The following is a 25,344-nucleotide window of genomic DNA, read 5'->3' as shown; positions in this document are numbered from 1 at the left end:
GATCAGGCCCCGGCGAGCGCGGCGGTGTCGCTCGTCGCGTCGCTGGTCTCGTCGTAGAACGCCGGCTTCGTGACCGCGTACTCCACCACTTCGTGCGCGCCGGACTGCTGGGCCCGGACCGCGACCTCGGCGACGACGGAGGCGGTGTAGCCGTCCCAGGCGCTCGGCCCGTCGATGCCGCCGGTCCGGGCCGCGTCGACCCAGCGCTGGACCTCTTCGTCGTAGGCGGCACCGAAGCGCTCCTTGAAGGACGGCGTGACGCCCTGCGAGGTCGCTCCGGCTGCGACGAGCGAGAGCGACGTGTCGCGGCCGATGTACGCGACACCGGACTCGAACACGGCGTCGGTGGTGACCTGGTAGCCGAACTGGGCGTTGACGTTGATCTCGACGATCGCCATCGTGCCGGACTCGGTGGTGAACAGGACGAACTGCGGCTCGGGCAGGTCGGCCGGCGCGAGGGAGTTCTTGCGCGGCTTCTTCACCTCGACGCTCGTGATGGCTTCGCCGGTCAGGAACGGGATGATGTCGATCTCGTGGATCACCGAGTCGTGGATGAGCATCGACTCGCTGAAGTTCGGCGGCGTCGTCGGGTTGCGGTGCGCGTGGTGCAGGGCGAGCAGGGCACCGTTCGCCCCCGACTCGCGCAGGGCCTTGAGCTCCTGGTACCCGGCGTCGAACCGGCGCATGAAGCCGACCTGGATGACGGGCCGGGCGGCGTGCTGCTGCTCGAGCTCGACGATGCGCAGCGAGTCCTCGGCGCTGGTCGTCAGCGGCTTCTCGCACAGGACGGTGAGGCCGCGCTCGAGCGCGGTCACCAGGATCGGCTCGTGCAGGAAACCCGGCGTCGCGATGATGACGGCGTCGATCTCGGTCTGCTCGAGCGCCTCGTCGAAGGACGCGGCGGTGATCGCACCGGGCGCCAGGGTGGCTGCCGCAGCGGCACGGGCCTGGTCGGGCTCGACGACGGCGACGACGTCGGCGTTCGAGATCTTGGCGGTGATGCGGCGGACGTGGTCGGCGCCCATCATGCCGGCACCGACGACGGCGACGCGGAGGTTCTGTGTGGTGGTCATGGTGGTGTTCTCCTGGTGGTTGTTGACGCTGCGTGGACGGCGCGTCAGGAGGCGCGGGCGGCCGAGGTCGAGCCGAAGATGTGCTGGAAGGTGCGTTCGGCGATCGGGCCGGGGGCGTCGACGGAGCAGCCGTACATGTCCTGCTCGACGATGCCGAAGACGTCCGGGTTGATCGCGGCGACGGCCTCGATGATCGGGGCGAGCTCGGGGGTGCCGTGCGGCGGCTCGGTCATGATGCCCTGCGACACGGCGGTGGCGAACGGCACGTCGTTCTTGAGCACGTCGAACAGCAGGTCGGTGTCGACCTGCTTCAGGTGCAGGTAGCCGATGCGCTCCGGGTGGGCGGCGATGAGCTTGAGGTTGTCGCCGCCGTAGTAGGCGAAGTGGCCGGTGTCGAGGCAGAGGTTCGTGTACTCGGGGTTCGTGACCTCGAGGAACCGCACGGTCTCCTTGTAGGTGCCGACGTGGCTGTCCGCGTGGGTGTGGAACTGCTGGTGGACGCCGTACTCCTCGAGCAGCGCCTTGCCGAGCTGGTCGTGTCCCTTGCCGAGTCGCTCCCACTGCTCGTCGGTGAGCGTGCGCGCCTCGAGCACCTCTTCGGTGGCGTCCGAGCGCCACAGGTCGGGGATCGTCACCAGGTGCTCGGCACCGAGCTTCGCGGCCAGGCCGGCGACGGCGACGGCCTGGTCCCACGCCCGCTGGAACTGGTCCTCGCCCTTGTGGAACCCGGTGAAGACCGTGCCCGCCGACAGCTTGAGCCCGCGGGACTCGAGCTCGTCGGACAGCTGGGACGGGTCGGTCGGCAGGTACCCGTACGGGCCGAGCTCGATCCACTCGTACCCGGCAGCGGAGGCCTCGTCGAGGAAGCGCTGCCACGGCACCTGCTTCGGGTCGTCCGGGAACCAGACGCCCCACGAGTCAGGTGCGGTGCCGATGCGGATCGAGGCGGGCGCCGCGTCGGTCGCGGGGCTGCCGATGGGGGTGACGGTGTCGGTCATGACGTCGCTGTCGCTTTCTGTCTCGTGAACGGTTCAGCCGAGCAGCGGACGCTGCGTGGCGACCTGCTGCTCGTACTCGGCGCGGGCGGCCTGGGTGCTGGGGAGGGTGGAGGTCTGCGCGACCGGCACGTCCCACCAGCCGTCGCCCTCGGGGGCGTAGACCAGCGGGTCGGAGTTGATGTGCACCAGGGTGGTGTGGTCGTTCGCCTTCGCCTGACGCAGCGCGGCCTTCAGGTCCTCGATGCTGTCCGGACCGGGCTGCACCTCGATGACGTCGACGCCGTACGAGCGGGCGTTGGCGGCGAGGTCGACGGGCAGGGGCTCGCCGTTCTCGAACGACTCGGTCTCGTCGAGGTAGCGGTACTTCGTGCCGAAGCGCTCGGAGCCGACGGTCTCGGACAGGTGCCCGATCGACGCGTACCCGTGGTTCTGGATGAGCACGACGATGATCTTGATGCCCTCGGCCACGGCGGTGACGAGCTCGGTGTGCAGCATGAGGTAGCTGCCGTCACCGACCATCACGATCGCGTCGCGGTCCGGCGCCCCGCGCCGGACCCCGATGCCGCCGGCGATCTCGTAGCCCATGCACGAGAACGCGTACTCGACGTGGTATCCGAGCTCGTCGCGCACCCGCCAGAGCTTGTGCAGGTCGCCGGGCAGCGAGCCCGCGGCCTGGATCACGACGTCGCGCGGGTCGGAGACCGACTGCACGGCTCCGATGATCTCCGGCTGGCCGGGCAGGTCCGCGCCGGACGGCGCGAACGCGCCGTCGACGGCAGCGTCCCACGCCGCCTTCAGCGAGGCGATCTCGGACGCGTAGCCGGGCTCGACGACGTACGCCGTGTCCGAGGTGAGCGACTCGGTCAGGGCGACCAGGGCCTCCCGGGCGTCCGCGATCAGCGGCAGCTGCGATCCGTGCTTGTAGGCGTCGAACGCGGCCACGTTGACGTTGACGAACGTGACGTCGGGGTTCTGGAACGCCGTGCGCGACGCCGTGGTGAAGTCGCTGTAGCGGGTGCCGATCCCGATGACGACGTCGGCCTGGGCGGCGATCGCGTTGGCGGCGGCGGTGCCGGTCGCGCCGATCCCGCCGAGGTACTGCGGGTGGTCCCAGACCAGGGACCCGCCGCCGGCCTGCGACGTGCCGACCGGGATCCCCGTGGCCTCGACGAAGGCACGGAGCTCGTCGGCGGCGTCGGAGTACAGGACCCCGCCGCCGGCCACGATGACCGGACGCCGGCCGGCACGGATCGCGGCCACGGCACGCTCGAGCGGGCCACGCTCGGGCAGCGGACGGCGGATGTGCCACTCACGCGGCTGCAGGAACGCGACGGGCACGTCGAACTCCTCGGCCTGGACGTCCTCGGGCAGGGCGATCGTCACCGCACCGGTCTCGGCCGGGTCGGTCAGGACCCGCATCGCGGCGAGCGCGATCGAGAACAGCTGCTCCGGACGCTCCACGCGGTCGAAGTAGCGCGACAGCGGACGGAAGGCGTCGGTGACCTGCAACGACGTGTCGTGCGGCAGCTCGATCTGCTGGAGCACCGGGTCGGTGGTGCGCGTGGCGAAGGTGTCCGACGGCAGGAGCAGTGCCGGCAACCGGTTCGTCGTGGCGAGTGCTGCGGCGGTCAGCATGTTGGCGGCACCCGGGCCCACAGACGCGGTCGACGCGAACGTCGCACGGCGGCGGTGCATGCGGGCGAAGCCGACGGCCTCGTGCACCATCGCCTGCTCGTTGCGGGCCTGGTGGTACGGCAGCAACCCGGGCTGCTCGACGTGGAGCTGCTTGATCGCCTGACCGACCCCGGCGACGTTGCCGTGCCCGAAGATGCCGAAGATCCCCGGGATGGTGCGTTCGCGGACGTCACCGTCGACGGTCCACTGGTTGGCCAGGAACTCGACGAGTGCCTGTCCGACGGTCATCCGACGCGTCGCGCCGGCCTGGCGCGTGGTGGTGGTCACGCGTCCTCCTTCTGGTAGGGCAGGCGCGGGTCGAGCTGCTCGCTCTCCCACGCCCGGCGGACCCAGCCGTGGGCCGGGTCGTCGGTGATGTTCCAGACGCGCTCCGGGTCGGGCCCGGCCATCACGTTCAGGTAGTACATGTCGTAGCCGGGAGCGGCGACAGCGGGACCGTGCCAGCCGTAGGGCACCAGAGCGACGTCACCGGTGCGGACCTGCCGGAACTCGTCGATGGCGCGGTCGTCCGAGGCGTAGGTGCGGTGCAGGGCGAACGGGTCTGCGGCCTCGGGAGTGATCGACTCGAGCCCGCGGGACACCGCTGCCTCGTAGTAGTAGATCTCTTCCAGGTTGGACTCCGACCCGGGCACGTTCGTGTCGTGCTTGTGCGGCGGGTACGACGACCAGTTGCCGGCCGGCGTGATCACTTCGCACACGATGAACTTGACGGCGTCGAGCGCGGCCGGGGTGCCGAAGTTGTGCACCTGGCGGCTCGACTGCCCGGCGCCGCGGAGCTCCACCGGCACGTCCGGCCGGGCCACGTACGTGGTCGGCTTGACGATGTCCGTGGGGGCTTCCGCGACGGCGAACCGACCGTCGCCGGTGATGGTGGCCGCGGAACCGGAGCCCAGGTACAGGACGTCGCTGGGACCGTCGAAGACGCTCCCCCGCCCCTGCAGGTCCTGCTCGCCGTCACCGGCGGCGCCCGAGTGGGTCACGTGGAACGACCCGGCGAGCGGCACGATGATGCGCTCCACGGCGTCGGCGGGGAGGCGCAGCTCGCCCCCGTCGGCCACCGCGCCGGTCCGGAGCCCGGTGTGCGCCCATCCCTCGATGCGTCCGTCGACGACGTCGGTCCAGCCCGCTTCGGGCCGGGAGCCGGCCGGGATGAACCACTGGTCGTGCTGGTGCTGTTCGTTCGCCATGCTGCGGCTCAGTCGTTCGACGGGAAGCCGAGGTTGATGCCGCCGTGCGACGGGTCGAGCCACCGGCTCGTGATCGCCTTCTGGCGGGTGAAGAAGCTCACGCCGTCGGCCCCGTACGCCTTGTGGTCACCGAACAGCGAGTTCTTCCAGCCACCGAACGAGTAGTAGGCGACGGGCACCGGGATCGGGACGTTGATGCCGATCATGCCGACCTGCACGTCGCGCTGGAACCGTCGGGCCGCGCCGCCGTCGTTCGTGAAGATGGCGGTGCCGTTCCCGTACGCGCCGGAGTTGATGAGCTCGAGGCCCTCTTCGTAGGTGGCGACGCGCACGACGCTCAGCACCGGCCCGAAGATCTCCTCGGTGTAGACGCGGCTGGTGGTGGGCACCTGGTCGATCAGCGTCGGGCCCAGCCAGAAGCCGTTCTCGTCGCCGTCGGGTCGGACGGTGCGGCCGTCCACCACAACCACCGCACCGTCCTGCTCTGCGACCTCGATGTACGAGGCGACCTTGTCACGGTGCTGCTTCGTGACGAGCGGCCCCATGTCGCACCCGCGACGACCGTCGCCGATGCGCAGGGTGGCCGCGCGGTCCTTGATCTTCTGGATGAGCTCGTCGGCCACCGGCTCGACGGCAACGACGACCGAGATCGCCATGCAGCGTTCACCGGCCGAACCGAAGCCCGCGTTGATCGCGTTGTCGGCGACCAGGTCGAGGTCGGCGTCGGGCAGGACGAGCATGTGGTTCTTCGCGCCGCCGAGGGCCTGCACGCGCTTGCCGTGCTTCGTGCCGGTCTCGTAGACGTACTGCGCGATGGGCGTGGAGCCGACGAACGAGATCGACTCGACGTCGTCGCTGGTGAGCAGACCGTCGACGGACAGCTTGTCGCCGTTGAGCACGTTGAAGACGCCGTCGGGCAGCCCGGCCTCCTTGAACTTCTCGGCGAGCCAGATGGCGGCCGACGGGTCCTTCTCGCTCGGCTTCAGCACGACGGTGTTGCCAGCGGCGATCGCGATCGGCAGGAACCAGAGCGGCACCATCGCGGGGAAGTTGAAGGGGCTGATGATGCCCACGACGCCGAGCGGCTGGCGGATCGAGTAGACGTCGATGCCGGTCGAGACCTGGTCGGAGAACTCGCCCTTCATCAGGCTCGGGATGTTGGTGGCGAGCTCCACGACCTCTTGCCCACGGGCGATCTCCCCCATGGCGTCGTCGATGACCTTGCCGTGCTCGCTCGTGATGATCTCGGCCAGCTCGGCCTTGTCGCGGTTCAGGATCTCGCGGAACGAGAACAGGATCGCCTGGCGCTTGGCCAGCGACAGGTTGCTCCAGCCGGGGAACGCCGCCTTGGCGCTGCCGATGGCCGCCTGGATCTCGGACTCGTCGGCCAGCGCGACCTGCTTGGTCGCGACGCCCAGCGCCGGGTCGTACACCGGAGCCGTCCGCCCCGACGAGGACGGGACGCGAGCCCCGTCGATCCAGTGCCCGACGGTGGTGGTGGTCGTGTCGGTGAGCGTCATGCGTTGGTTCCTTCCGAGATGGACGAGTCCATGGTGGTGGCGCCCGCGAGCCGAGCGGCTGGGTCGTGGGCATCTGTGGAGAACCCGGCCCGGGCCTCCTGGCTGTGGACGAGACCGGCGGCCACGTCCACGGCGGCGGCGACGTCGCCGTCCGAGGGGTAGAGCAGGGTGCGCCCGACGACCAGGCCGCGGACGCCGGGCAGGGCCAGGGCGTCAGCCCACTTGGCGTACGTCTCCAGCGGGCGCGAAGCCGGGTCACCGCCGAGCAGCAGCGTCGGCAGCGTCGTCGCGGCCATCACGCGCTCCATGTCGTCGACGACGGGGATCTTGAGCCAGCTGTAGGCGCTGGACTCGCCGAGGCCGGCAGCGATCGCCATCGAGGTGATCACGGCATCGGCCGACAGGTCGTTGACGACCCGGCCGTCCCGCCACTCGGACATGAACGGCTCGAGCATGATCGGCAGCTGGAGTGCCGCGGCCTCGCTGACGGCGCGGGCCGTGGCCTCGAGCGTCGGCGCGGTGCCCGAGTCCTCCAGCGCGATGCGCACCAGGAGCTTGGCGAAGTCGAGCCCGGAGTCCTTGATCGCCTGCGCCGAGTACGCGGTGTACCGGTCGTCCATCTCGAACGTCGCGCCGCGGAGTCCGCCGCGGTTCATCGACCCGACGACGACCTTGCCGTCGAGGGCGCCGAGCAGTGCGAGGTCCTCGAGGATGTCGGGGGTGCCGAGCACGCCGTCGACCCCAGGACGACCGAGGGCCGTGACGAGCCGCTCGAGCAGGTCGTAGCGGTCCGCCATCGCGGACTCGTCGTCGCGCACCGCCAGCGCACCGCGGGCGGGGTGGTCGGCGGCGACGATGAAGAGCTTGCCGTCGTCGGCGAGCAGGGAGCGCTTGCGGCGGGCATCGAGCGTGGCACGCACCAGGTCCGGCTGGCCGGCACGGATGTCGCGGAGGCGCTGGAAGTCAGCGGGGCTGAGCTCAGGCATGGGTCTTCTCCTCGATGTGCGTCTCACCCGTGTGGTTCGTGCCCTCGGCCGGGTTGTCGGTCAGGAACTGCTCGATCTCGTCGCTCGTCGGCATCGCCGTCGAGCACTCGAACCGCGTCGCGACGATCGCGCCGGCTGCGTTGCAGAACGCCAGGATCCGTTCGAGGCTCCAGCCCTGCAGCAGGCCGTGGGTCAGCGCGCCGCCGAAACCGTCGCCCGAGCCGAGCCCGTTCACGACGTCGATGTGGTGCGGACGGAACTCGACGAACTCGTCGCGGGTCTTCGCCAGCACGCCCTTCGGTCCCTGCTTGACGATCGCGATCTCGACACCGCGGTCGAGCAGGGCGTCGGCGGCACGGACCGGGTCGGTCTCGCCGACCGCGACCTCGCACTCCTCGCGGTTGCCGACGGCGACGGTGGCGTGCTCGAGGGCGATCGCGACCTCGCGCGTCGCGGCCTCGGGGCTCGACCAGAACATCGACCGGTAGTCCAGGTCCAAGACGGTGTGGGTCTTCGTGCTGTTCTGCGCGGCGGACCGGGCTTCGTACGCCACGTGGTGCGCCTGTCGGCTCGGCTCCTCGCTGAGGCCGGTCACCGTGGTCCAGAAGATCTTCGCGCGCTCGATCTCGTGCAGCGGCAGGGACTTCGCCGTGATCATCAGGTCCGGCGCCTTCGGGGCCCGGTAGAAGTAGAGCGGGAAGTCGTCGGGCGGGAAGATCTCGCAGAAGGCGACGGGGGTGTTCAGCCCCTCCACCGTCTCGACGAAGGCGTTCGCGACGCCGAACTCGGGCAACGTGCGGGCGATGTACCGGCCGAAGGGGTCGTTGCCCGTCCGGGTGATGACCGCGGCGTCCGCGCCGTGGCGAGCAGCGGCGATGGCGACGTTCGTGGCGCTGCCGCCGACGGACTTCGAGAAGGTCGAGACGTCCTCGAGCGGGCCGGTCTGCTGCGGGTAGATGTCGACGCTGACGCGTCCCATCGTGATCACGTCGTAGGCGTGGGGAGCTTGGTTCGTCATGCGACGCGGTGGACCTTCCGTGCGGCTTCATCGGCGGACGATCACGACTGTACACCTTGTTTGCCCTAATGTCATGACATGGATTCCACTGTCCGCCACGCTGGTCCCGTGGCGGCAGTCAGGCCGGGTCTGCGAGGCGCGTCGGTGTGCCGGGAGGCGCGGTGTCGGTGGGTTCTGCCAGGGTCGCGACATGCAGATCCTCGCCCTGGTCATCGGTCTCGTGATCGGCATCGCCGTCGGTGCGGTCGTCGCCTGGTCGCTCGCCCGCTCGCGCGCGGGCATCGACGCCGCGTCGGCCCGCGCGACGGCCGAGGCGCTCCGCGGCCAGCTCGAGGCGGCCCGACGCGACGCCGAGGAACGCCTCGATGCCCAGGACACGCAGTACCGCCGCCAGGTCGACTCGCTCGAACGGCGCTCCGCCGAACTCGAGCACCTGGTGCAGCGCATGCACGGCGTCGACGCGGCACGGAACCAGAACGAGTCCAAGGTGCTCTCCGCGCTCAGCCCCGTGGCACAGACGCTCGACGTGATGCGCACGAAGATCGCCGAGCTCGAGCAGTCGCGGAGCGAGCAGTACGGCGCACTGTCGGCGCAGCTCCGGTCGGCCGCCGAGTCGGAAGAGCGCCTGCGCGCCACCGCCGACACCCTGGCCAGCGCCCTGTCGTCGAACAGCACGCGCGGCGTCTGGGGCGAGACGCAGCTGCGCAACGTGGTCGAGGCCGCCGGGCTGCTCGAACGCGTCGACTTCGACGTGCAGTCCTCCGTCACCACCGCCGTCGGCTCCGCCCGCCCGGACATGGTCGTGCACCTGCCCGGCGGCAAGACCATCGCCGTCGACGCCAAGGTGCCGTTCAGCGCCTACCTGCAGGCCGCCGAGATCCCGGCGACCGCCACCGGTGCCGAGGCAGCCCGACGCGACCAGCTCATCGCCCAGCACGTCAAGGCGCTCCGAGCCCACGTCGACGCCCTTGCCGCACGGGAGTACTGGACCGGCTACGACGCCTCCCCCGAGCTCACCGTCGCCTTCATCCCGTCCGAGTCGCTCATCTCGAGCGCCCTCGCCGCCGACCCCGGCCTGCTCGACCACGCCTTCCGCAAGCGCATCGCGCTCGCTTCACCCGTGACCCTGTGGTCCGTGCTCAAGACCGTGGCGTTCTCGTGGCAGCAGGACGTCGTCTCGCAAGAGGCGCACGAGCTCTTCAAGGTCTCCCGCGAGCTCTACGGCCGGCTGTCCACGATGGCCGGGCACGTCGACAAGCTCGGCCGCTCGATCCGGGGCTCCGTCGTCGACTACAACCGGTTCGTCGGGTCCCTCGAGCGCCAGGTGCTGCCGAGCGCTCGTCGGCTGTCGTTGCTCGACGAGTCGAAGGTCATCGCCGACCCGTCCCCGATCGAGGACGAGCCTCGGCTGCTCACGGCGCCGGAGCTCGTCGGCGCCGTCGACGAGGACTGAGCTGCTCGCTACGATCGATCGTCATGGGGGAAGCACTGCAGAACCCTCCCGGCGACCGTGAGTTCCCGGTCCGTCCACGCTGGCGGCACCGGGCGATGGTCGCCAAGGCGCGGAAGCAGACGGGGCGACGACGGGACCGCGCCGCAGCGTGGATCATCATGGCGACCGCGATCGTGGCGTTCTTCGTCGTGCTCCTGATCTCGATCCTCGCCCCGTACGACGTCCGGCAGCACTTCGGGTACGGCATCCAGGCGGTGTGGCGCTGCTTCCTGATCGCCGTCGTCGTGTGGTTCGTGCTGACCTTCATCACCTCGCTCCGTGACGTCGGGCTGCCGGTGCGAGAACAGCGGCGGTACCGGGAGCGCACCGGCGCCCGCGAGCTGCCCGTCCGCCGACTGCAGCAGCTGGCCCTCGCCTCGTTCGGCGACTTCCACGACGGATGGTGGCCGGCGTCGCTCGCCCCGTACGGTTCGCGGGTGGAGCTCGGCGGCGAGTACCTGCAGGACACCACGTCGTCGCCCTTCGTGACCATCCCCCTGCCCCCGCTGACGTTCCTGCGCCGCGAACTCGACGGGACCTACAAGATCGCCAGCGGGCGGGACGCACAGGCCTTCGCCGTCGACCTGCTCGGTCCGAAGAGCGTGTCGTGGCAGTTCCTCGCGCTGAGCCGATCCGCCGAGGGTGAGACCCGGCTCACCCGGCTGTCCTCACTGCTCGGCACCGACCCGTGGGCAGGGTCGAGCCTGCTCGAACGCCGAGCGGACCGCCCGCCGAAGCTGCTCTGGTCGATGGACGTCAAGAACGCGGTCACCGCCGTCAGAGGTGCGTACGCCGCCGGGCTCCTGAACGAGGACGATGCCTGGTCGTCGATCGACCTGGTCTCCGATGTCGCCTTCACCCTGTTCGACTCGTGGGACGACTACTTCGACAACCTGCGGGCCGCGTACGCCCTGGTCTACGACGAGCTCAAGACGGTGCAGGAGTTCGATGCTGGGCGGCGTGAGCTCTTCGCCTCGAACTGGCCGATCACGCGGCTGCCGTGGCCGGCGTCGCCGGGGGTGCTGCTGCCCCGGACCGTCAGCGACCCGCTGTGGGCGGACGAAGACGACGCGTCGGTCTCCTGACCACGACAGGATCACCCTCGGGGCGACGGCTCATGCGTCGGAGTACCCGGGGAGCGCGCGGACGGCCTCGGCGTTGCGGTCCCACTCCGTTGCGATCCGCCTGCGGAGCACTTCGACGTCGATCACCTTGAACCACCTTCGTACGTGTAGCGACCAGGAGCCTTCGCAGCGACAGGGCGCTGCTCGACCGCCAGTTGACCGCCTTCACCGAGAGTCTCGCTGGGAGGAGTGCACGCGATTGCCCCGTCGACACTCGTTCGTCTCGTTGCCTCGCCTGGGCTGCCCGACCAAAGATCTGTCGAACTTCACAAGAGATCCGCCGGGAGGAAGGGCGACACAACGTCATCGAGGTGCGCATCGATGGCACTGGCCACCGCAGGCAGTTCCATCGCCCAGTACCCGATGAAGCCTTGACCGTACGAGTCACCGGGTCTGACCCGTTCCAGGGACCCCATCCAGCTCATCGACTTCATACGCGTTGGCCAGTCCGTTAGATAGGTCTGGATCGTGCGGTCCGCTTCTTCGGGCCGTTGAAGAACCGCCAGCAGAGGCCGCGCAACCCTGGGCGTCGAAGCCGCAGGGGATCCGCTGGGAAGGGCCAGCCGGTGTGCAGAAGCAAGAGCCGAGAACAACGGATCCGCGCCCTGCCTGATCACGGACTCGACTATCGTCCGCGCGCTGTCGTCCCGACCACAGCCCGTCGTGATCCCGAGAAGTTGCAAGATGCTGATGTAGTACTCGTTCCCGTCGCTGAGGCGGGGCGAAGGACCGGCATGGGAGAGCGCGGAAGTGACCCAAGCACGGTACGAGGCCGCGACGGACTCGGCTACATCGCCGATCTCATCGACGCTGACACCTGCGGATGCTGCACGACCAGATGCTTGAGGCCCATGTGCCATTCGCCGCGCAACGCCCTCAGTCGCTTCTCCGCATCCGTTGCTCGGTGCACCGCTGCCCTGCGCCCCTCCCAGTTGGTTGAGGTGACTTGGATGGCACTCCGCCAGTAGCGACCGTTGAACTCACTCGCCCGTTGGCGCAGCCCAGCATTCTGTCGGAACAGCGGCATCAGGATCGGGAGGTTTCCGCCGAGATGTACTGCGCGGGAACGAACAAGGCCAGGGTCACCCGGTCGTGCCCCTCCGAGAACTCCACGCCCTCCAGGTGGGCGTGAGCTGCATCGATTCGCAACAGGACGGGAGCGGTGGACTTGCGCCGCCCAGCCTGCATAGCCAGCTCGCGATCGGTCGTCAGATGCGCGTACTGGCGCCCCATCGGCAAGAGCCCGTCGCGCAGGATCGACTCAGCCGCAGCGGGGGAAGTTGCATGCCAGAGCACCGGCTGCGGAACGATCGCCGGCTTCACGATGCGCTCGTCCGTCGAGTGCCCGTACTGAGCACGGATCCGGTCGCTTTCGACGACGAAGCGCTGCTTGTCGGACTCGGCGACCACGCGGCGCAGATCTTCCAACGATGCCTGAATGCCCGACCGATCCAAAGCGTCGGCAAGATCTGCGAGCGGGGCGCTCCCGTCAGCGCCGAGTTCCAGCCCGTACGCACCCGGTTCGTGCCGCAACGCGTGCGACATCGCCTTGCTGATCGACGTGTCCCTACGAGGCATGTCTCAGTCCTCTTCCTGCTCCGCGAGCCACGCTGCTCGATGCTCCTCCATCTCCTCCCACCAGACGTCGAAGGACGTCCACTGCCCCCGGTCATCCGTCCCAGGTGAAGCAAACGTATGGATGATCAGCATGGGAGGGTCGCCCGAATGGTCGCCACCGTCAAAACAGAACACATCGTCTGTGTCCTGGTGCTTTGCGAAGGGTACGAGGGAACGGGTCGGATACTGCTTCGCGACGATTTCAGCCCAAAAGTACAAGTCGTCTTCATACTTAACAAGCCACGACCATGGTTCGACCGCCGGCAGATCATCAGCGGCGACCAGGTGCAGGAAGCGATTCGGGAAGAGGAAGAACTCTGGCTGGATCAGCCGGATAACGACCAGGCGTTCGTCGACGGTGAGGTGACGAAGAGCTCTCATCCTGCACCCCCTTGCGAGACGGAATGTGTCGTCGTAGTTGTAGGGTTCGCCGGTAAGTCGGTCGGTGTTGTTTGCAGGAGACGGACTTCTGCGAGAACCGAACGGCCCCGGGTTCCACGATGGCCGCCCAGTACACCTTCGAATCACTCATGGCCCCTCCCAGAGGTCCTCGTTCGGGCAGCCGGGCGGCTCATCCGTCCTGCTGGCCGTCGACGAGGTCGACTGGATAGTACGGCGACGACCGCAACACGGAGTCGTCGAGCCCGCGCGCCACGACGAGCCCAGCCGCCTCCCAAGCCCAGTACCCGAAGTACGTTTCAAAGTTATCCCCCTGCACTGCCTTCAGCGCTGGGGCCCACCAAATGAACGAGATGTTCTTCTGCCAGGCTTGCACGTACCTGTTCAGCGCAGAAATGGCGCGATCCGGCGTCCCGGTCGCGGCCGTATCGAGGTTCTGGAACGGCCGCTTGTGCCACACGGTGTCCCGCACCGGTTCGACCCCCAACAGCGTCCCGAGCACTGGGTCAGCGCCTCCAGCAGCAGCAACGATCTCGATCAACCGATCCGTCAACGCCGAATTGACGCCGATGCACCGCGCTACCGACGCCAACCACAGTGCGTAGTAGTACGGCTGCTTGTCGTTGAACGTCAGCGCTTCTAGCGGGAAGCCACCGTCGGACACGGCAGCGTAGCGGTTCCAGTTCTCCCAGATAGTGACGACCGACTCGAGATCATCCGCGAGGAGTGACGTCGGAAAGCCCGCCGAGTACCGCGCGCCCAGCAGAAAGAGCGCGTTGTCGAAGTTCGCGGTCGTTCGAATAATCCCAGCTCGCACGTCGTCGGCCCGGAACACATGACTGAACGGGCGGAACCCCTCGACGCCGCGCGTCAAGACTTCTATCGCATCGGTCCAGTAGGCCGCACTCACTCGGCTGTCGCGTGGAGTCATGTCTTTTAGCGTAGACGTGCCGCCGCATCGAGCAGTTGCGGCAGGCACGAGCCGTCCGGACTGATCTTGATGACTGCGCGCTCGAGCGTCTCATCCGCTCGAGCCGGAACTGGCTTCACCGAGACCGACTGATGACCCGCTGGCCCCGTTCCTCTATTTGCGATTCAACCGATGTGTTTGTTTGAAGAGTGAAACAGGCACTGCCGTCTTTTGGTGCAACAAAGGGGCCATTTCCAGCTAGGCTAAACAACGGGTTTTGTGTCTCGTAATACTCTCGGCTGTTGTAAAGAACGATCCACCAATCGTCGGTCTCGATCCATCCCCTATCCCAAATAAGGTCTTCGTCAGCGCGCACTTCCTTCGCAAATTCATCCTGAGCATCTTTGAGAGTTCGCATGCACCATCACCGTGTCTTGAGTAGGAAGAGTTGATCGAAGTTCTCCAACTTGGCAAACGTTCCTGACTGTCCGTCGAGGAACACAACACCATTCCGATCGTGAACAACGTTGAACACGTGGCCGACTGGATTGGTACCCGCCCTGGTCCCGAATACAACGCCACGAGCCCCCTCACCAGCGGACTCGAGCCTAGCGACGATCGAATCGTACGACCGCACCGGTTGGAAGTCTCGGATGGACTTGCCGAAGTGCTCAGCGACGTCGGCGACGCTCGCGCCTCGCGTGAAGACGGGCATTGCCGAGACGGCTTTCCCATCGAGCACATGCTCCGTCGCGATGACACACCTCGTGCAGTTCATGCTGAACCCGTCCACACCCCGGGCGAGCCGCTCCGCGTTGACCATCTTCAGTGGTCCGTACTCCCGCTCGAAGACTGAGCGGAGAACTTGCGGGTCTGCGGAGTCAGCATGAATCGCCCGACGGAGACCGCGAGGAACGCTGGTTGCGAGGTCGCGGACCATCGGCACACCGGCATTCAGAGAACGGACTGCCCTGGTGCCGGACGTGACATCCCCGGCCGCGGTCAGCATCCCCGTGAACTTTGCCGTGCGGGCTCCTGCCGACAAGGCACCAGCGGCCGGCACGCAATCAACGAGTGCGAACGCGAGGTCCCACCCGTCGGCTTCGCCCTTGCTCATCTTGTACAACGTGTCCGCCAACACCACGAGCGCGATCGCCGCGATGACCAACGTCCACGGCCCCGGGATGATCATCGCGATGATCCCACCCACCGCCACGACGACCTTCGCCACCGACACGATGGTCTCCCACGCCTCGGACCCGAAGATCTTGTCCCACGTGGACTGCTTCCCGAGGCCCGCGTCAGCAGCTTCACCGATCTTCGTCGCGGTCCGCTGCTCCGCGTCCTGCCAGTCACCCTTCGCATCCGCCACGAGCCGCTTCGCCGCATCGATCCGCGACTGCGCCGCCGAGATGTCCCCCTGCGCCGACGACACCGACCCCTGCGCGACGGAAGCGTTGTCGGACGCTGCCCGCAACTGCGCCGGCGACGGAACATCCACCCCGTCCGGCACCTCGGAACCGGCCGGGTACTTGTCCGCGACCTTCGACAGGTCCTTCGACGCCGACTGGTAGTGCGACAGGTTCGACTGCGCATCTGCCAACCGGTCCTGCGCCGCGGCGAGGTCCCCGGAGGCGTCCTTCGCGTCCGCCAACGCACCGTCAGCCCGGTACTGGGCGTCATCGACCGTGTCAGCCCACCCCGACAACGCCGTCGCGGCGAGTTCGTAGGAATCGACGAGCTTGGTCAGGTCCGACGGGGTGTCCTCGATCGCGTCGACGAACACGTCCGCGGCTTCACCCTCCCAGTCGGTCAGCCACCCCGAGCCCTTCACCGACTTCAGTCGGGTCGAGGCGTCATCGGCTGCGTCGGAGATGCGCTGGTACTCCCGCGCCATCATCCGCAACGTCGACGGATCACCCTTGACCGGATCATCACCCTGATCGACAACGTCCCACCCCGACGGTCGTCCCATCATTCCTCCCCAGGTCCGGTCTCTCGCGCCGTTGTCCACAAGCGCGCGAGTGTGACCATATCAGGGGGCAGCGACGGGGACGAGTGCCACCGACCGGGGTCGAGTGGTCAGAGGGCCGCGCGGACCGTCTCGAGATCCGGGAACCCACGGAGCCGGTAGCGCGTCGGCCGGACCTCGAGTTCCTCGATCAATCCGGACGCCAGCTCCCGCAGCCGACCGAACGGCACGGGCTGCGTCTGCCCGTCGAGGGTCACGAGCACGATCGTGTCGACTTCGGCGACGACGGTCTCGACGTCCTCGGTCCACGACGAGTACGAGAAGGCCGGGTCGTCCTCGGCGAGTCGGGCGACCGAGACCGTCCCGACCTGGACGTCCTCGCCCCGACGGTCGAACGACTCCTGCAGGGCGTCCTGCTGCAGGTTGGCGGCGGTCGCCGTCCAGAGCGCGCGGATCGTCCGGAGCTCGCCGTCGAGCGACGGGTGCTCGAACCGGACCCACCCGTCACCGCGCAGCACCATGGGCGGTCCGCTCAGGACCTCGCCCTCGTCGTCGGCCAGGATCTGCTGGGCGACACCGGCCGCGACCTGGCGCCCGTCCTCGTCCTGGTCGCCGGTGACGATGAACGTCGTCGGCGCGACCGGGAAGACCACTGCGCTGCCGCGGAACTCGATGCCCTGGAACGCCTGCGGTGCGAGTACGAGCACCACGGCGAGGTCGGGGTCCTGGATGACGATCGTGCCCGGCTGGATCACCGCCACGTCGCCTCCGGCCTGCTCCTGCGCGGCGGCGACGGCTGCACGCAGGACGTCGTCGTCCGCCCAGCCCATCTCGGCGAGCGCCGGCGCGGTGAGGATCGCACCGTCCTCGTCCGCCAGGATCACGCCGAGGTCGGGCGCCACCGGCACGACGTGCGGCAGCCGGTCGGCCGTGCCGTCCGCCTCCGCGTGCAGCGTGCGGATGCCCGCGGTGTCCAGTCCGACGATCCGTGCCGTTGTCGCAGTCATGCGTCGAGCCTACGCAAGGGCCCGTACAACGGGGCGCCGCCGGAAGACCGGCGACGCCCCGAAGCGGCGGACGATCGTCCGGCCTAGAACCACTTCTCCGCACGGTGGTCCGCCTGGATGCGGCGGATCGTGTTCGAGCGCGAGCGGAGCACGAGCGAGTCGGTGTGGATGACGCCGCGCGAACGACGCACGCCGTCGACCAGGACGCCGTCGGTGACGCCGGTGGCGACGAAGAACGTGTTGTCCCCCGTGACCAGGTCGTCCTGGTCGAGGACCTTGTCCAGGTCGTGGCCGGCGGCGATGGCGCGCTCGCGCTCCTCGTCGTCCTTCGGCTGGAGCTTGCCGAGGATCACGCCGCCGAGCGCCTTGATCGCGCACGCCGTGATGATGCCCTCGGGGGTGCCGCCGACACCGACGCACATGTCGATCGTCGAGCCGGGCAGTGCGGCGGCGATGCCGCCGGCGACGTCACCGTCGAGCAGCAGTCGCGTGCCGGCACCGGTCGCGCGGATGGCGCGGATCAGCTCGTCGTGGCGCGGGCGGTCGAGCACGGCGACGACCATGTCCTCGAGGTCCTTGCCCTTGGCCTTCGCAAGTGCGCGGATGTTGTCACCGATCGGCTTCTCGAGGTCCAGGACGCCGCGACCCTCGGGGCCGGCGGCGATCTTGTCCATGTAGAAGACGGCGGAGGGGTCGTACATCGAGCCACGGTCCGAGACGGCCATGACGGAGATGGCGTTCTGGCGGCCGGCGGCGGTGAGCGAGGTGCCGTCGATCGGGTCGACCGCGATGTCGCAGGCCGGGCCGTGACCGTTGCCGACGTGCTCGCCGTTGTAGAGCATCGGGGCGTTGTCCTTCTCGCCCTCACCGATGACGACGACGCCGTCGAAGTTCACCGTGCCGAGGAACTTGCGCATCGCGTCGACCGCGGCGCCGTCGGCGAGGTTCTTCTCACCACGCCCCACCCACGGCTGCGCACGGATCGCGGCGGCCTCCGTCGCACGCACGAGCTCGAGCGCGAGGTTGCGGTCGGGCTGGAGGAACAGGGAGCCGGTCTCAGTCGTGGGAGTCACGACCCGAGCCTACCGACCGCCGGCCGACCCACGGTCCGGACACCGGGCCCGTGCACGCATGTGCACGCCGGACGTGAGCCGACCGCGTAACCCGGACCGCGCCTCCAGTCCGGCTGACTACGATCGGCGGGGACATCACCGAAGTCGAAGGAGATCCACGTGCCCATCGCAACGCCGGAACAGTACGCCGAGATGATCGAACGCGCGAAGGCGGGCAAGTTCGCGTACCCCGCGGTCAACGTCTCCTCCTCGCAGACCATCAACGCGGTCCTCCAGGGCCTGCAGGAAGCCGGTTCCGACGGCATCCTCCAGGTCACGACGGGCGGTGCCGACTACTTCGCCGGCCACACCATCAAGAACCGCGCAGCGGGTGCCCTCGCGATGGCGAAGTTCGCCCACGAGGTCGCGAAGAACTACGACATCACGGTCGCGCTGCACACCGACCACTGCCCGAAGGACGCCCTCGACGGCTTCGTCCTGCCGCTCATCGCCGCGAGCGAGGAAGAGGTCCGGCACGGACGCAACCCGATCTTCCAGTCGCACATGTGGGACGGTTCGGCCGTGCCGCTCGACGAGAACATCGAGATCGCGAAGACGATGATCGAGAAGACGCGGAACATCAACGCGATCCTCGAGGTCGAGATCGGCGTCGTCGGCGGCGAAGAGGACGGCGTCCAGCACGAGGGCACCAACGACGCGCTCTACACCACGCCGAACGACGTCGAGAAGGTCGTCGACGCGCTCGGCCTGGGCGACAAGGGCCGCTGGATCGCGGCGCTCACCTTCGGCAACGTGCACGGCGTCTACAAGCCGGGCAACGTCAAGCTCCGTCCCGAGCTCCTCGGCGAGATCCAGGCGTCCGTCGCGGCGAAGCACGGCACCGGCGAGAACCCCCTCGATCTCGTCTTCCACGGCGGCTCCGGCTCGACCGACGACGAGATCCACGAGGCCGTCCGCAACGGTGTCATCAAGATGAACATCGACACGGACACGCAGTACGCGTTCACCCGCTCGATCGCGGACTCGATGTTCCGCAACTACGAGGGCGTGCTGAAGATCGACGGCGAGGTCGGGAACAAGAAGCAGTACGACCCCCGCGCCTGGGGCAAGGTCGCCGAGACCGCCATGGCGGCTCGCGTCGTCGAGGCCGCGAAGGTCCTCGGCTCGGCCGGTCACGCCAAGGGCTGAGCAGGTCCGTCCCGTCCGACCCGTCGCGAGACGCCGTCGTGTCCGCGAAACACCGCGGATTCCGGCGGCGTCTCGCGTTTCCGGGGGCGTCTTGCGATGACGCCGGCGTCTCGACGGACGGCCTGGAGGCACGGCTCGCCTCCGCCACGCTCGTCACGTGCCACGATGGTCGGGTGACCGTCGACGCCATCGCCTCCGAGTTCGCCCAGTTCGTCACCGAGTCGCCGACCGCGTTCCACGCGGCTGCGGCGACCCGTGACCGTCTCGTCGCTGCCGGGTTCACCGAGCTGTCCGAGCTCGACGCCTGGCCGACCGAACCCGGTGCGTACGTGGTGGTCCGCGACGGCGCCGTCATCGCGTGGCGTCTGCCCGACGGTGCCGGACCGACGACGCCGTTCCGGATCCTCGGCGCCCACACCGACTCCCCCGGCTTCCGCATCAAGCCGAACCCCGGCGTCCGCACCGGGGGCTGGGAGCAGCTGGGCGTGGAGGTCTACGGCGGCGCACTCCTGTCCACCTGGTTCGACCGCGACCTCCGGATCGCCGGCCGGGTCGTCGACGCCGACGGCAGCGTGCGGCTCGTCAGCACCGATGCCGTCGCCCGGATCCCCAACCTGGCGATCCACCTGGACCGCGGGGTGAACGACGGCAAGGAGATCGACCGCCAGCGCCACACCCTGCCGATCGTCGGGGTCGACGGCGACGCCGGTGGGACCTCTGTCGTGGAGTGGCTGCTCGCCCGGCTCGGCGAGGGTGCCGTGTCGTGGGACCTGTTCCTCGCCGACACCCAGGCGCCGGCCCGGATCGGCATCGAGCGGGAGTTCCTGGCGTCCGGCCGGATGGACAACCTGACGAGCGTGCACGCCGGACTCCGGGGCATCGTCGACGCTCCCACCGACGGTGACCACATCCCGGTGTTCGCGGCGTTCGACCACGAGGAGATCGGCTCGTCGACGCCGTCCGGTGCCGGGGGTCCGTTCCTCGAGGACGTCCTCGGCCGTGTGCAGGAGGGCCTCGGCGCCACCCGATCCGAAGCAGCCCGGGCGTTCCGTGCGTCCTGGCTGCTGTCGAGCGACGCCGGGCACCTGGTGCACCCGAACCAGCCGGAGAAGCACGACCCGACGAACCGTCCGCGTCCCGGAGCCGGTCCGCTGCTGAAGATCAGCGCGAACCAGCGCTACATGACCGAGGCGAAGGGCGAGGCCGTCTGGGCCGCCGCCTGCGAGACCGCCGGTGTGCCGTGGCAGCCGTTCGTCAACGTGAACACGATCCCCGGCGGCTCGACGATCGGCCCGATCGCGGCGACCCGACTCGGGATCCCGACGATCGACATCGGCGTCGGACTGCTGTCGATGCACTCGATCCGGGAGCTCGTGCACGTCGACGACCTGGCCGCCCTGCACGGCGCGGTCGAGGCCTTCCTGGCCGGCTGACCTCCGGGCGGCGGCGTCGGCGGGCCGGGGTGGTCAAGACTCCCTGTGCGCGCAGGGCCGAGCGGTCACGAAGTGTCGGTTGCGCTGATGCCGGACGACACTTCCTGGCCATTCGACGGCGGGACCGCGCCCGCGGTCGAGTGGTCACGACTCCCCGCGCGCGCAAGGCCGAGGGGTCACGAAGTGTCGGTTGCGCTGATGCCGGACGACACTTCCTGGCCACTCGACGGCGGGCCCGCGGCGTGTTGCGACCGGTTGACGGCGGGTGCTGCGCGTGTCCGCGAGGCTGACGACGATCGCCGTAAGGGCACCGGCACCGCGGCTGGCCGACTGGCCGACGGACCAGCTGCCGAGTGGTCACGACTCCCCGCGCGCGCAAGGCCGAGTGGTCACGAAGTGTCGGGCGCGACGGCGCCGGACGACACTTTGCGACCACTCGACGGCGGGAACGCGGCACGTTGCGACCACTCGACGGCCGAGGGCGGGCGCGGCGAGCGGTCAGGCGGTCAGGCGGTCAGGCGGTCAGGCGGTCAGGCGGTCAGGCGCCGGACTGTCGCAGCATGAAGTCGACGAAGGCCTGGTCCTGCAGGACCACGACGACGAACGCGATCGTGCTGATCGCCGTGGCGACGACCGCGCCGACCAGCGGCACCCAGAACGTCCGCTTCCGTGCCCGGAGCCGGCGGATGGACCACCAGGCGACCAGAGCGAAGACGACGACGTTGGTGATCGCGGCGATGACGGCGGCCGTGCTCAGGGCACTCGGGTCGTTCAGCGCCGTGTACTGGGTCTCGAGGGTGCGCCGCACGGTGGAGGCGACGTCACCGACCGACAGGGACTGCACCACGGAGACGAGTCCGAATGCCAGGAGCCCGACGGTGAGCACGAAATCGGCCGGCGTGCGACCGAACCGGCTCCGTGGCATCGTCCGCTGCACCCCGGCAGGGGCCGCACCGGAGCGAGCGTCCGGACGAGCGTGGTCGGTGCGGACGCTGTCGCGCGGAGCAGCGTCGCGCCCGCCGACGGCCTTGGCCTGGTCCTGTCGCTCGCGGTCCTGCCGCTCCTGCCGCTCCTGCTCGACGAGGACCGGGTTCACCCAGCCTTCGGGCGCGTACTCGCCGTAGCCCGGGGCGGGACGGCCCTGGGGCCGACCGTTCGCGGGACCGGCAGGCGACGTCGGGGACGTTCCCCGGGCCTCCTGGCCGGAACCGACGCCGGCGTCGCCGTGGTCCGCCGGGTGGCGGCGCGGCACCGAGGACCAGCCGTCCGCGCCGCTCATGCCCGACGCCCGCCGAGCGCGCGCGTCGGGTTGCCCGAGGCGTCGGTGCGGAGTTCCTTGGGGAGCGAGAACATCAGGTCTTCGTGTGCGGTGACGACTTCTTCGACGGCGGCGTAGCCAGCGTCGGCGAGCTGTTCGAGCACCTCGGCCACGAGTTCTTCCGGCACGGACGCACCGCTCGTCACGCCGACCGTCTCGACGCCGTCGAGCCACGCCTGCTGGATCTCTTCCGCGTAGTCGACGCGGTGGGCGGCGCGGGCACCGTGCTCGAGCGCGACCTCGACCAGGCGGACGCTGTTCGACGAGTTCGCCGAGCCGACCACGATCACCAGATCGGCACCGGGCGCGACCTTCTTGATCGCGACCTGGCGGTTCTGCGTGGCGTAGCAGATGTCGTCCGACGGGGGGTCCTGGATGGCCGGGAACTTCTCGCGCAGCAGCCGCACGGTCTCCATCGTCTCGTCGACGCTGAGCGTGGTCTGCGACAGCCAGACGAGGTTGTCCGGGTCCGGCACCGAGAGCGCCGCGACGTCGGCGGGGCCGCTCACCAGGATCGTGCGGTCCGGGGCGTGTCCCATGGTGCCCTCGACCTCTTCGTGGCCGGCGTGCCCGATCAGGATGATGGTGCGCTCGGCCTTGGCGAACCGGGTGGCCTCGCGGTGGACCTTGGTGACCAGGGGGCAGGTGGCGTCGATGGCGTGCAGGTCGCGGTCTGCGGCACCCGCGACGACGGCCGGCGACACACCGTGCGCGCTGAAGACCACGTGCGAGCCGCGGGGGACCTCGGCGACGTCGTCGACGAAGACGGCGCCGCGCTGCTCGAGCGTCGAGACCACGTGCACGTTGTGGACGATCTGCTTGCGGACGTAGACGGGCTCGCCGTACTGCTGCAACGCCTTCTCGACGGCGACGACCGCGCGGTCGACCCCGGCGCAGTAGCCACGGGGCGCGGCGAGCAGCACCTTCTTGGGGCCGGCGACCGGCTCGTCACGCAGTCGGCCCCGTGCCGCGTGCACACGCGGCGGGGCGAGCGGGACCGTGTGGCCGTTGGTGATCGTCACGTCCCCGATGATAGGTGAGCGGCACGCACGCGACCTGGGCGCGCGGGGCGCCTGTGGACAACACGACGTCCGTCCCCTGTCACCGGTCTCGGGCACGATGGACGTCCCAGCAGGACGAGGAGCGACATGGCGATCGAACAGGGCCCGCCGACGGCCGACAACCCGTGGCCGGTGGCGCTCCTCGGCGCGAAGCTCCGGGACTGGATCGACCGGCTCGGCACCGCCTGGGTCGAGGGCGAGATCACGCAGTGGAACGTCGCCGGCGGCAACGTGTACGGCAAGCTCAAGGACGTCGAGGTCGACGCCACCGTGTCGTTCTCCATCTGGTCGAGCGTGCGCTCCCGGGTGCCGGCGGACATCAAGCAGGGCGACCGGGTCGTCGCGGCACTCAAGCCGAACTACTGGGTCAAGGGCGGCTCGCTGACCATGCAGGTCGTCGAGATGAAGCACGTCGGGCTCGGTGACCTGCTCGAACGCCTCGAGCGCCTCCGCCGCACCCTCGCCGAGGAAGGCCTGTTCGACCCGGCTCGCAAGCAACGTCTGCCGTTCCTGCCGCACCGCATCGGCCTGGTCACCGGCAAGGACTCCGACGCCGAGAAGGACGTCAAGCGGAACGCGCAGCTGCGGTGGCCCCAGGTGGAGTTCCGCACCGTGCACACCGCGGTGCAGGGCGAACGGACCGTCGCCGAGGTCACCGCGGCGATCCTCGAGCTCGACGCCGACCCCGAGGTCGACGTCATCATCATCGCCCGTGGCGGCGGCGACTTCCAGAACCTGCTCGGCTTCAGCGACGAAGGACTCGTCCGTGCGGCGGCGGCGGCGTCGACCCCGATCGTCTCGGCGATCGGGCACGAGGCCGACCGCCCGATCCTCGACGAGGTCGCCGACCTGCGCGCCTCCACCCCCACGGACGCCGCCAAGCGGGTCGTGCCCGACGTCGCCGAGGAGCTCGCCAACGTGCGGGCCGCCCGCGCCCGGCTCGGGCTGCGGCTCTCGCACACGCTGTCGGTCGAAGCCGACCGGCTCGCCGCGCTGCGGTCGCGGCCGGCCCTGGCGTCGACCGCGTGGCTCGTCGACACCCGTGCGGAAGAGGTCGCGCGCGACCTGTCCCGCGCCCGCGAGCTGCTCGACCGCCGACTCGAGCGCGGACACTCCGAGGTCGGGCACCTGACCGCTCGCCTCCGGGCGCTCTCGCCGCGCGACACCCTGCGCCGCGGGTACGCCATCGTGCAGCGCGCCGACGGGGCTGTCGTCCGGGGCACCGACGACCTGTCCGGAGCGACGCCGGTGCACGTCACGCTCGGTGCCGGCACGGCCACGGGCACGCTCGAACCGGACGGCCCCGGCCCGGACGGCTCCTGAGCACGACGGGTGTTCTCCACAGCCTGGGTCCGGGCGGCGGATCGTCGGTGGACGCTCGGTAGGATCGTCCCGTGCCATCCCAGCAGGAACCCGAGCAGACCGACGTCCAGTCGCTGAGCTACGAAGCGGCCCGCGACGAACTCGTGCGCGTCGTGAGCGAGCTCGAACAGGGCTCCGCGACCCTCGAACGTTCACTGGCGCTGTGGGAGCGGGGCGAAGCCCTCGCCGCCCGGTGCGAAGAGTGGCTCGTCGGTGCCCGCGCGCGACTCGACGCGGCCCGTGCCGCCAGCGATGCCCAGGACGGCTCCGGCCGATGACCGACCCGAACGGCCGTCCGATCGTCGCCGAGCTCGGTCGCCCCGAGACGGCAGAGGAGACCTGGGCGCGGAAGGACGCCGCCCGGACCGCCCGCCGGCAGCACCAGACCGCGTTCAACCTGGTCATCGCGCTCATCGCCTCGCTCGGCATCGTGCTGTTCCTGGTCGCCGTCGTCGTCCGGCCCGACACCACCGTGGACCGCACCGTCGACTACCAGCAGATCGCGGCCAAGGCCCAGGTCGACGACGTCACCCTGGTGGCGCCCCCGCTGCCCGACGGCTACAGCGCCAACCGAGCGGACTTCGCGAACAAGACCACCGACGGTGTGGACGTCTGGACCGTCGGCTTCGTGACCCCGGACAAGCAGTACCTCGGTCTGCAGCAGGGCATCGACGCCAACGCCTCGTGGGTGTCGAACCAGCTCGACCAGCGTCCGTCCACCGGTGACCGCACCATCGGCGACACGGAGTGGACCGTCTACGACCGCCGCGCCGAGGGCACCGACGCCGGCAACCACGCGTACTCGCTCGTCTCGACGTTCGGCAAGGACACGATCGTGCTCTCCGGTACCGCCGACGACAAGGCCTTCCGGACCGTGGCCACCGCCGTCTCCCGACAACTGACCGAGTAGC

General features: G+C 69.3%; 24 protein-coding genes. 7 read left to right on the top strand and 17 right to left on the bottom strand.

Annotation, left to right across the window (positions count from 1 at the left end; genetic code table 11):
- Positions 1 to 2 precede the first annotated feature (2 nt).
- Genes MXD64_RS04260 through iolC form a run of 7 tightly spaced genes read right to left on the bottom strand, consistent with a single transcriptional unit; the run spans position 3 to position 8,477 of the window.
- Positions 3 to 1,073: a Gfo/Idh/MocA family protein gene (locus tag MXD64_RS04260; RefSeq protein ID WP_194590252.1), complete on the bottom strand. Its 1,071-nt coding sequence runs from the start codon at positions 1,071 to 1,073 to the stop codon at positions 3 to 5.
- Positions 1,074 to 1,117: 44 nt separating this feature from the next.
- Positions 1,118 to 2,071: a sugar phosphate isomerase/epimerase family protein gene (locus tag MXD64_RS04255; RefSeq protein WP_071251907.1), complete on the bottom strand. Its 954-nt coding sequence runs from the start codon at positions 2,069 to 2,071 to the stop codon at positions 1,118 to 1,120.
- A gap of 33 nt (positions 2,072 to 2,104) precedes the next feature.
- The gene (gene iolD / locus MXD64_RS04250; protein ID WP_071251930.1) at positions 2,105 to 3,994 is read right to left on the bottom strand and encodes a 3D-(3,5/4)-trihydroxycyclohexane-1,2-dione acylhydrolase (decyclizing); all 1,890 of its coding nucleotides are present in this window, start codon (positions 3,992 to 3,994) and stop codon (positions 2,105 to 2,107) included.
- A gap of 35 nt (positions 3,995 to 4,029) precedes the next feature.
- Positions 4,030 to 4,953, bottom strand: a complete 924-nt coding sequence (gene iolB, locus MXD64_RS04245) for a 5-deoxy-glucuronate isomerase (protein ID WP_017887105.1) — start codon at positions 4,951 to 4,953, stop codon at positions 4,030 to 4,032.
- A gap of 8 nt (positions 4,954 to 4,961) precedes the next feature.
- Positions 4,962 to 6,473, bottom strand: coding sequence for a CoA-acylating methylmalonate-semialdehyde dehydrogenase (locus tag MXD64_RS04240; RefSeq protein ID WP_017887106.1), 1,512 nt, complete (start codon positions 6,471 to 6,473; stop codon positions 4,962 to 4,964).
- The gene (locus MXD64_RS04235) at positions 6,470 to 7,459 is read right to left on the bottom strand and encodes a class I fructose-bisphosphate aldolase (protein ID WP_017887107.1); all 990 of its coding nucleotides are present in this window, start codon (positions 7,457 to 7,459) and stop codon (positions 6,470 to 6,472) included. The genes MXD64_RS04240 and MXD64_RS04235 overlap by 4 nt, the downstream gene beginning before the upstream one ends.
- Positions 7,452 to 8,477, bottom strand: a complete 1,026-nt coding sequence (gene iolC, locus MXD64_RS04230) for a 5-dehydro-2-deoxygluconokinase (RefSeq protein WP_259551934.1) — start codon at positions 8,475 to 8,477, stop codon at positions 7,452 to 7,454. The genes MXD64_RS04235 and iolC overlap by 8 nt, the downstream gene beginning before the upstream one ends.
- A 190-nt stretch (positions 8,478 to 8,667) precedes the next feature.
- Here iolC and MXD64_RS04225 point away from each other — a divergent pair, with 190 nt between their 5' ends.
- Together MXD64_RS04225 and MXD64_RS04220 are read left to right on the top strand one after the other, a co-directional pair.
- Entirely contained in the window at positions 8,668 to 9,930 is a 1,263-nt protein-coding gene (locus MXD64_RS04225) for a DNA recombination protein RmuC (protein ID WP_259551932.1), read from the top strand.
- Positions 9,931 to 9,953: 23 nt separating this feature from the next.
- Positions 9,954 to 11,054 carry a DUF1266 domain-containing protein gene (locus tag MXD64_RS04220; RefSeq protein ID WP_263137172.1) on the top strand — a complete coding sequence of 367 codons (1,101 nt, stop codon included), beginning with the start codon at positions 9,954 to 9,956 and terminating at the stop codon, positions 11,052 to 11,054.
- Between the two features lie 305 nt (positions 11,055 to 11,359).
- Here MXD64_RS04220 and MXD64_RS04215 read toward each other — a convergent pair whose 3' ends face one another.
- The 8 genes from MXD64_RS04215 to glpX form a co-directional block, all read right to left on the bottom strand.
- Complete coding sequence (locus tag MXD64_RS04215; RefSeq protein ID WP_263137171.1) at positions 11,360 to 11,710, bottom strand: PoNe immunity protein domain-containing protein; 351 nt, start codon at positions 11,708 to 11,710, stop codon at positions 11,360 to 11,362.
- A 409-nt stretch (positions 11,711 to 12,119) separates the two neighbouring features.
- Positions 12,120 to 12,671: an RNA 2'-phosphotransferase gene (locus tag MXD64_RS04210; RefSeq protein ID WP_017887113.1), complete on the bottom strand. Its 552-nt coding sequence runs from the start codon at positions 12,669 to 12,671 to the stop codon at positions 12,120 to 12,122.
- 3 nt (positions 12,672 to 12,674) lie between these two features.
- Positions 12,675 to 13,091: a hypothetical protein gene (locus MXD64_RS04205; protein ID WP_214518693.1), complete on the bottom strand. Its 417-nt coding sequence runs from the start codon at positions 13,089 to 13,091 to the stop codon at positions 12,675 to 12,677.
- Positions 13,092 to 13,281: 190 nt separating this feature from the next.
- Positions 13,282 to 14,040 carry a PoNe immunity protein domain-containing protein gene (locus MXD64_RS04200; protein WP_081612279.1) on the bottom strand — a complete coding sequence of 253 codons (759 nt, stop codon included), beginning with the start codon at positions 14,038 to 14,040 and terminating at the stop codon, positions 13,282 to 13,284.
- A 115-nt stretch (positions 14,041 to 14,155) separates the two neighbouring features.
- Positions 14,156 to 14,437, bottom strand: coding sequence for a YrhB domain-containing protein (locus tag MXD64_RS17830; RefSeq protein WP_411512254.1), 282 nt, complete (start codon positions 14,435 to 14,437; stop codon positions 14,156 to 14,158).
- Between the two features lie 6 nt (positions 14,438 to 14,443).
- On the bottom strand, positions 14,444 to 16,033 hold the full coding sequence (locus MXD64_RS04195) for a toxin glutamine deamidase domain-containing protein (protein ID WP_259551927.1): 1,590 nt from the start codon (positions 16,031 to 16,033) through the stop codon (positions 14,444 to 14,446).
- A 68-nt stretch (positions 16,034 to 16,101) separates the two neighbouring features.
- Positions 16,102 to 16,998 carry a hypothetical protein gene (locus MXD64_RS04190; protein ID WP_263137170.1) on the bottom strand — a complete coding sequence of 299 codons (897 nt, stop codon included), beginning with the start codon at positions 16,996 to 16,998 and terminating at the stop codon, positions 16,102 to 16,104.
- Positions 16,999 to 17,081: 83 nt separating this feature from the next.
- Positions 17,082 to 18,071 carry a class II fructose-bisphosphatase gene (glpX, locus tag MXD64_RS04185; protein WP_017886722.1) on the bottom strand — a complete coding sequence of 330 codons (990 nt, stop codon included), beginning with the start codon at positions 18,069 to 18,071 and terminating at the stop codon, positions 17,082 to 17,084.
- Between the two features lie 159 nt (positions 18,072 to 18,230).
- On the opposite strand from glpX, the gene fbaA reads away from it, so the two are divergent.
- Together fbaA and MXD64_RS04175 are read left to right on the top strand one after the other, a co-directional pair.
- Positions 18,231 to 19,259, top strand: coding sequence for a class II fructose-bisphosphate aldolase (gene fbaA / locus MXD64_RS04180; protein WP_263137169.1), 1,029 nt, complete (start codon positions 18,231 to 18,233; stop codon positions 19,257 to 19,259).
- A 173-nt stretch (positions 19,260 to 19,432) separates the two neighbouring features.
- Complete coding sequence (locus MXD64_RS04175) at positions 19,433 to 20,692, top strand: M18 family aminopeptidase (RefSeq protein ID WP_263137168.1); 1,260 nt, start codon at positions 19,433 to 19,435, stop codon at positions 20,690 to 20,692.
- 538 nt (positions 20,693 to 21,230) lie between these two features.
- On the opposite strand, the gene MXD64_RS04170 is transcribed toward MXD64_RS04175, so the two are convergent.
- Both MXD64_RS04170 and MXD64_RS04165 read right to left on the bottom strand, forming a co-directional pair.
- Positions 21,231 to 21,971 (bottom strand): DUF6264 family protein, encoded by a 741-nt coding sequence (locus MXD64_RS04170; protein WP_042539409.1) that lies wholly within the window; start codon positions 21,969 to 21,971, stop codon positions 21,231 to 21,233.
- A complete protein-coding gene (locus MXD64_RS04165) occupies positions 21,968 to 23,032 on the bottom strand; it encodes a 4-hydroxy-3-methylbut-2-enyl diphosphate reductase (RefSeq protein ID WP_371830319.1) in 1,065 nt (354 codons plus the stop codon). The genes MXD64_RS04170 and MXD64_RS04165 overlap by 4 nt, the downstream gene beginning before the upstream one ends.
- Positions 23,033 to 23,158: 126 nt before the next feature.
- On the opposite strand from MXD64_RS04165, the gene xseA reads away from it, so the two are divergent.
- The 3 genes from xseA (at position 23,159) to MXD64_RS04150 (ending at position 25,343) form a co-directional block, all read left to right on the top strand.
- Positions 23,159 to 24,394, top strand: a complete 1,236-nt coding sequence (gene xseA / locus MXD64_RS04160; RefSeq protein WP_263137167.1) for an exodeoxyribonuclease VII large subunit — start codon at positions 23,159 to 23,161, stop codon at positions 24,392 to 24,394.
- Between the two features lie 71 nt (positions 24,395 to 24,465).
- Positions 24,466 to 24,711, top strand: coding sequence for an exodeoxyribonuclease VII small subunit (locus tag MXD64_RS04155; protein ID WP_017886728.1), 246 nt, complete (start codon positions 24,466 to 24,468; stop codon positions 24,709 to 24,711).
- A complete protein-coding gene (locus tag MXD64_RS04150) occupies positions 24,708 to 25,343 on the top strand; it encodes a DUF4245 domain-containing protein (protein ID WP_056072848.1) in 636 nt (211 codons plus the stop codon). Before MXD64_RS04155 ends, MXD64_RS04150 begins: the two co-directional genes overlap by 4 nt.
- Position 25,344 lies beyond the last annotated feature (1 nt).

It is taken from the genome of Curtobacterium sp. Arg-1 (assembly GCF_025643395.1).
Lineage (GTDB): Bacteria > Actinomycetota > Actinomycetes > Actinomycetales > Microbacteriaceae > Curtobacterium > Curtobacterium poinsettiae.
This window is presented reverse-complemented; position numbering and strand designations above follow the sequence as displayed.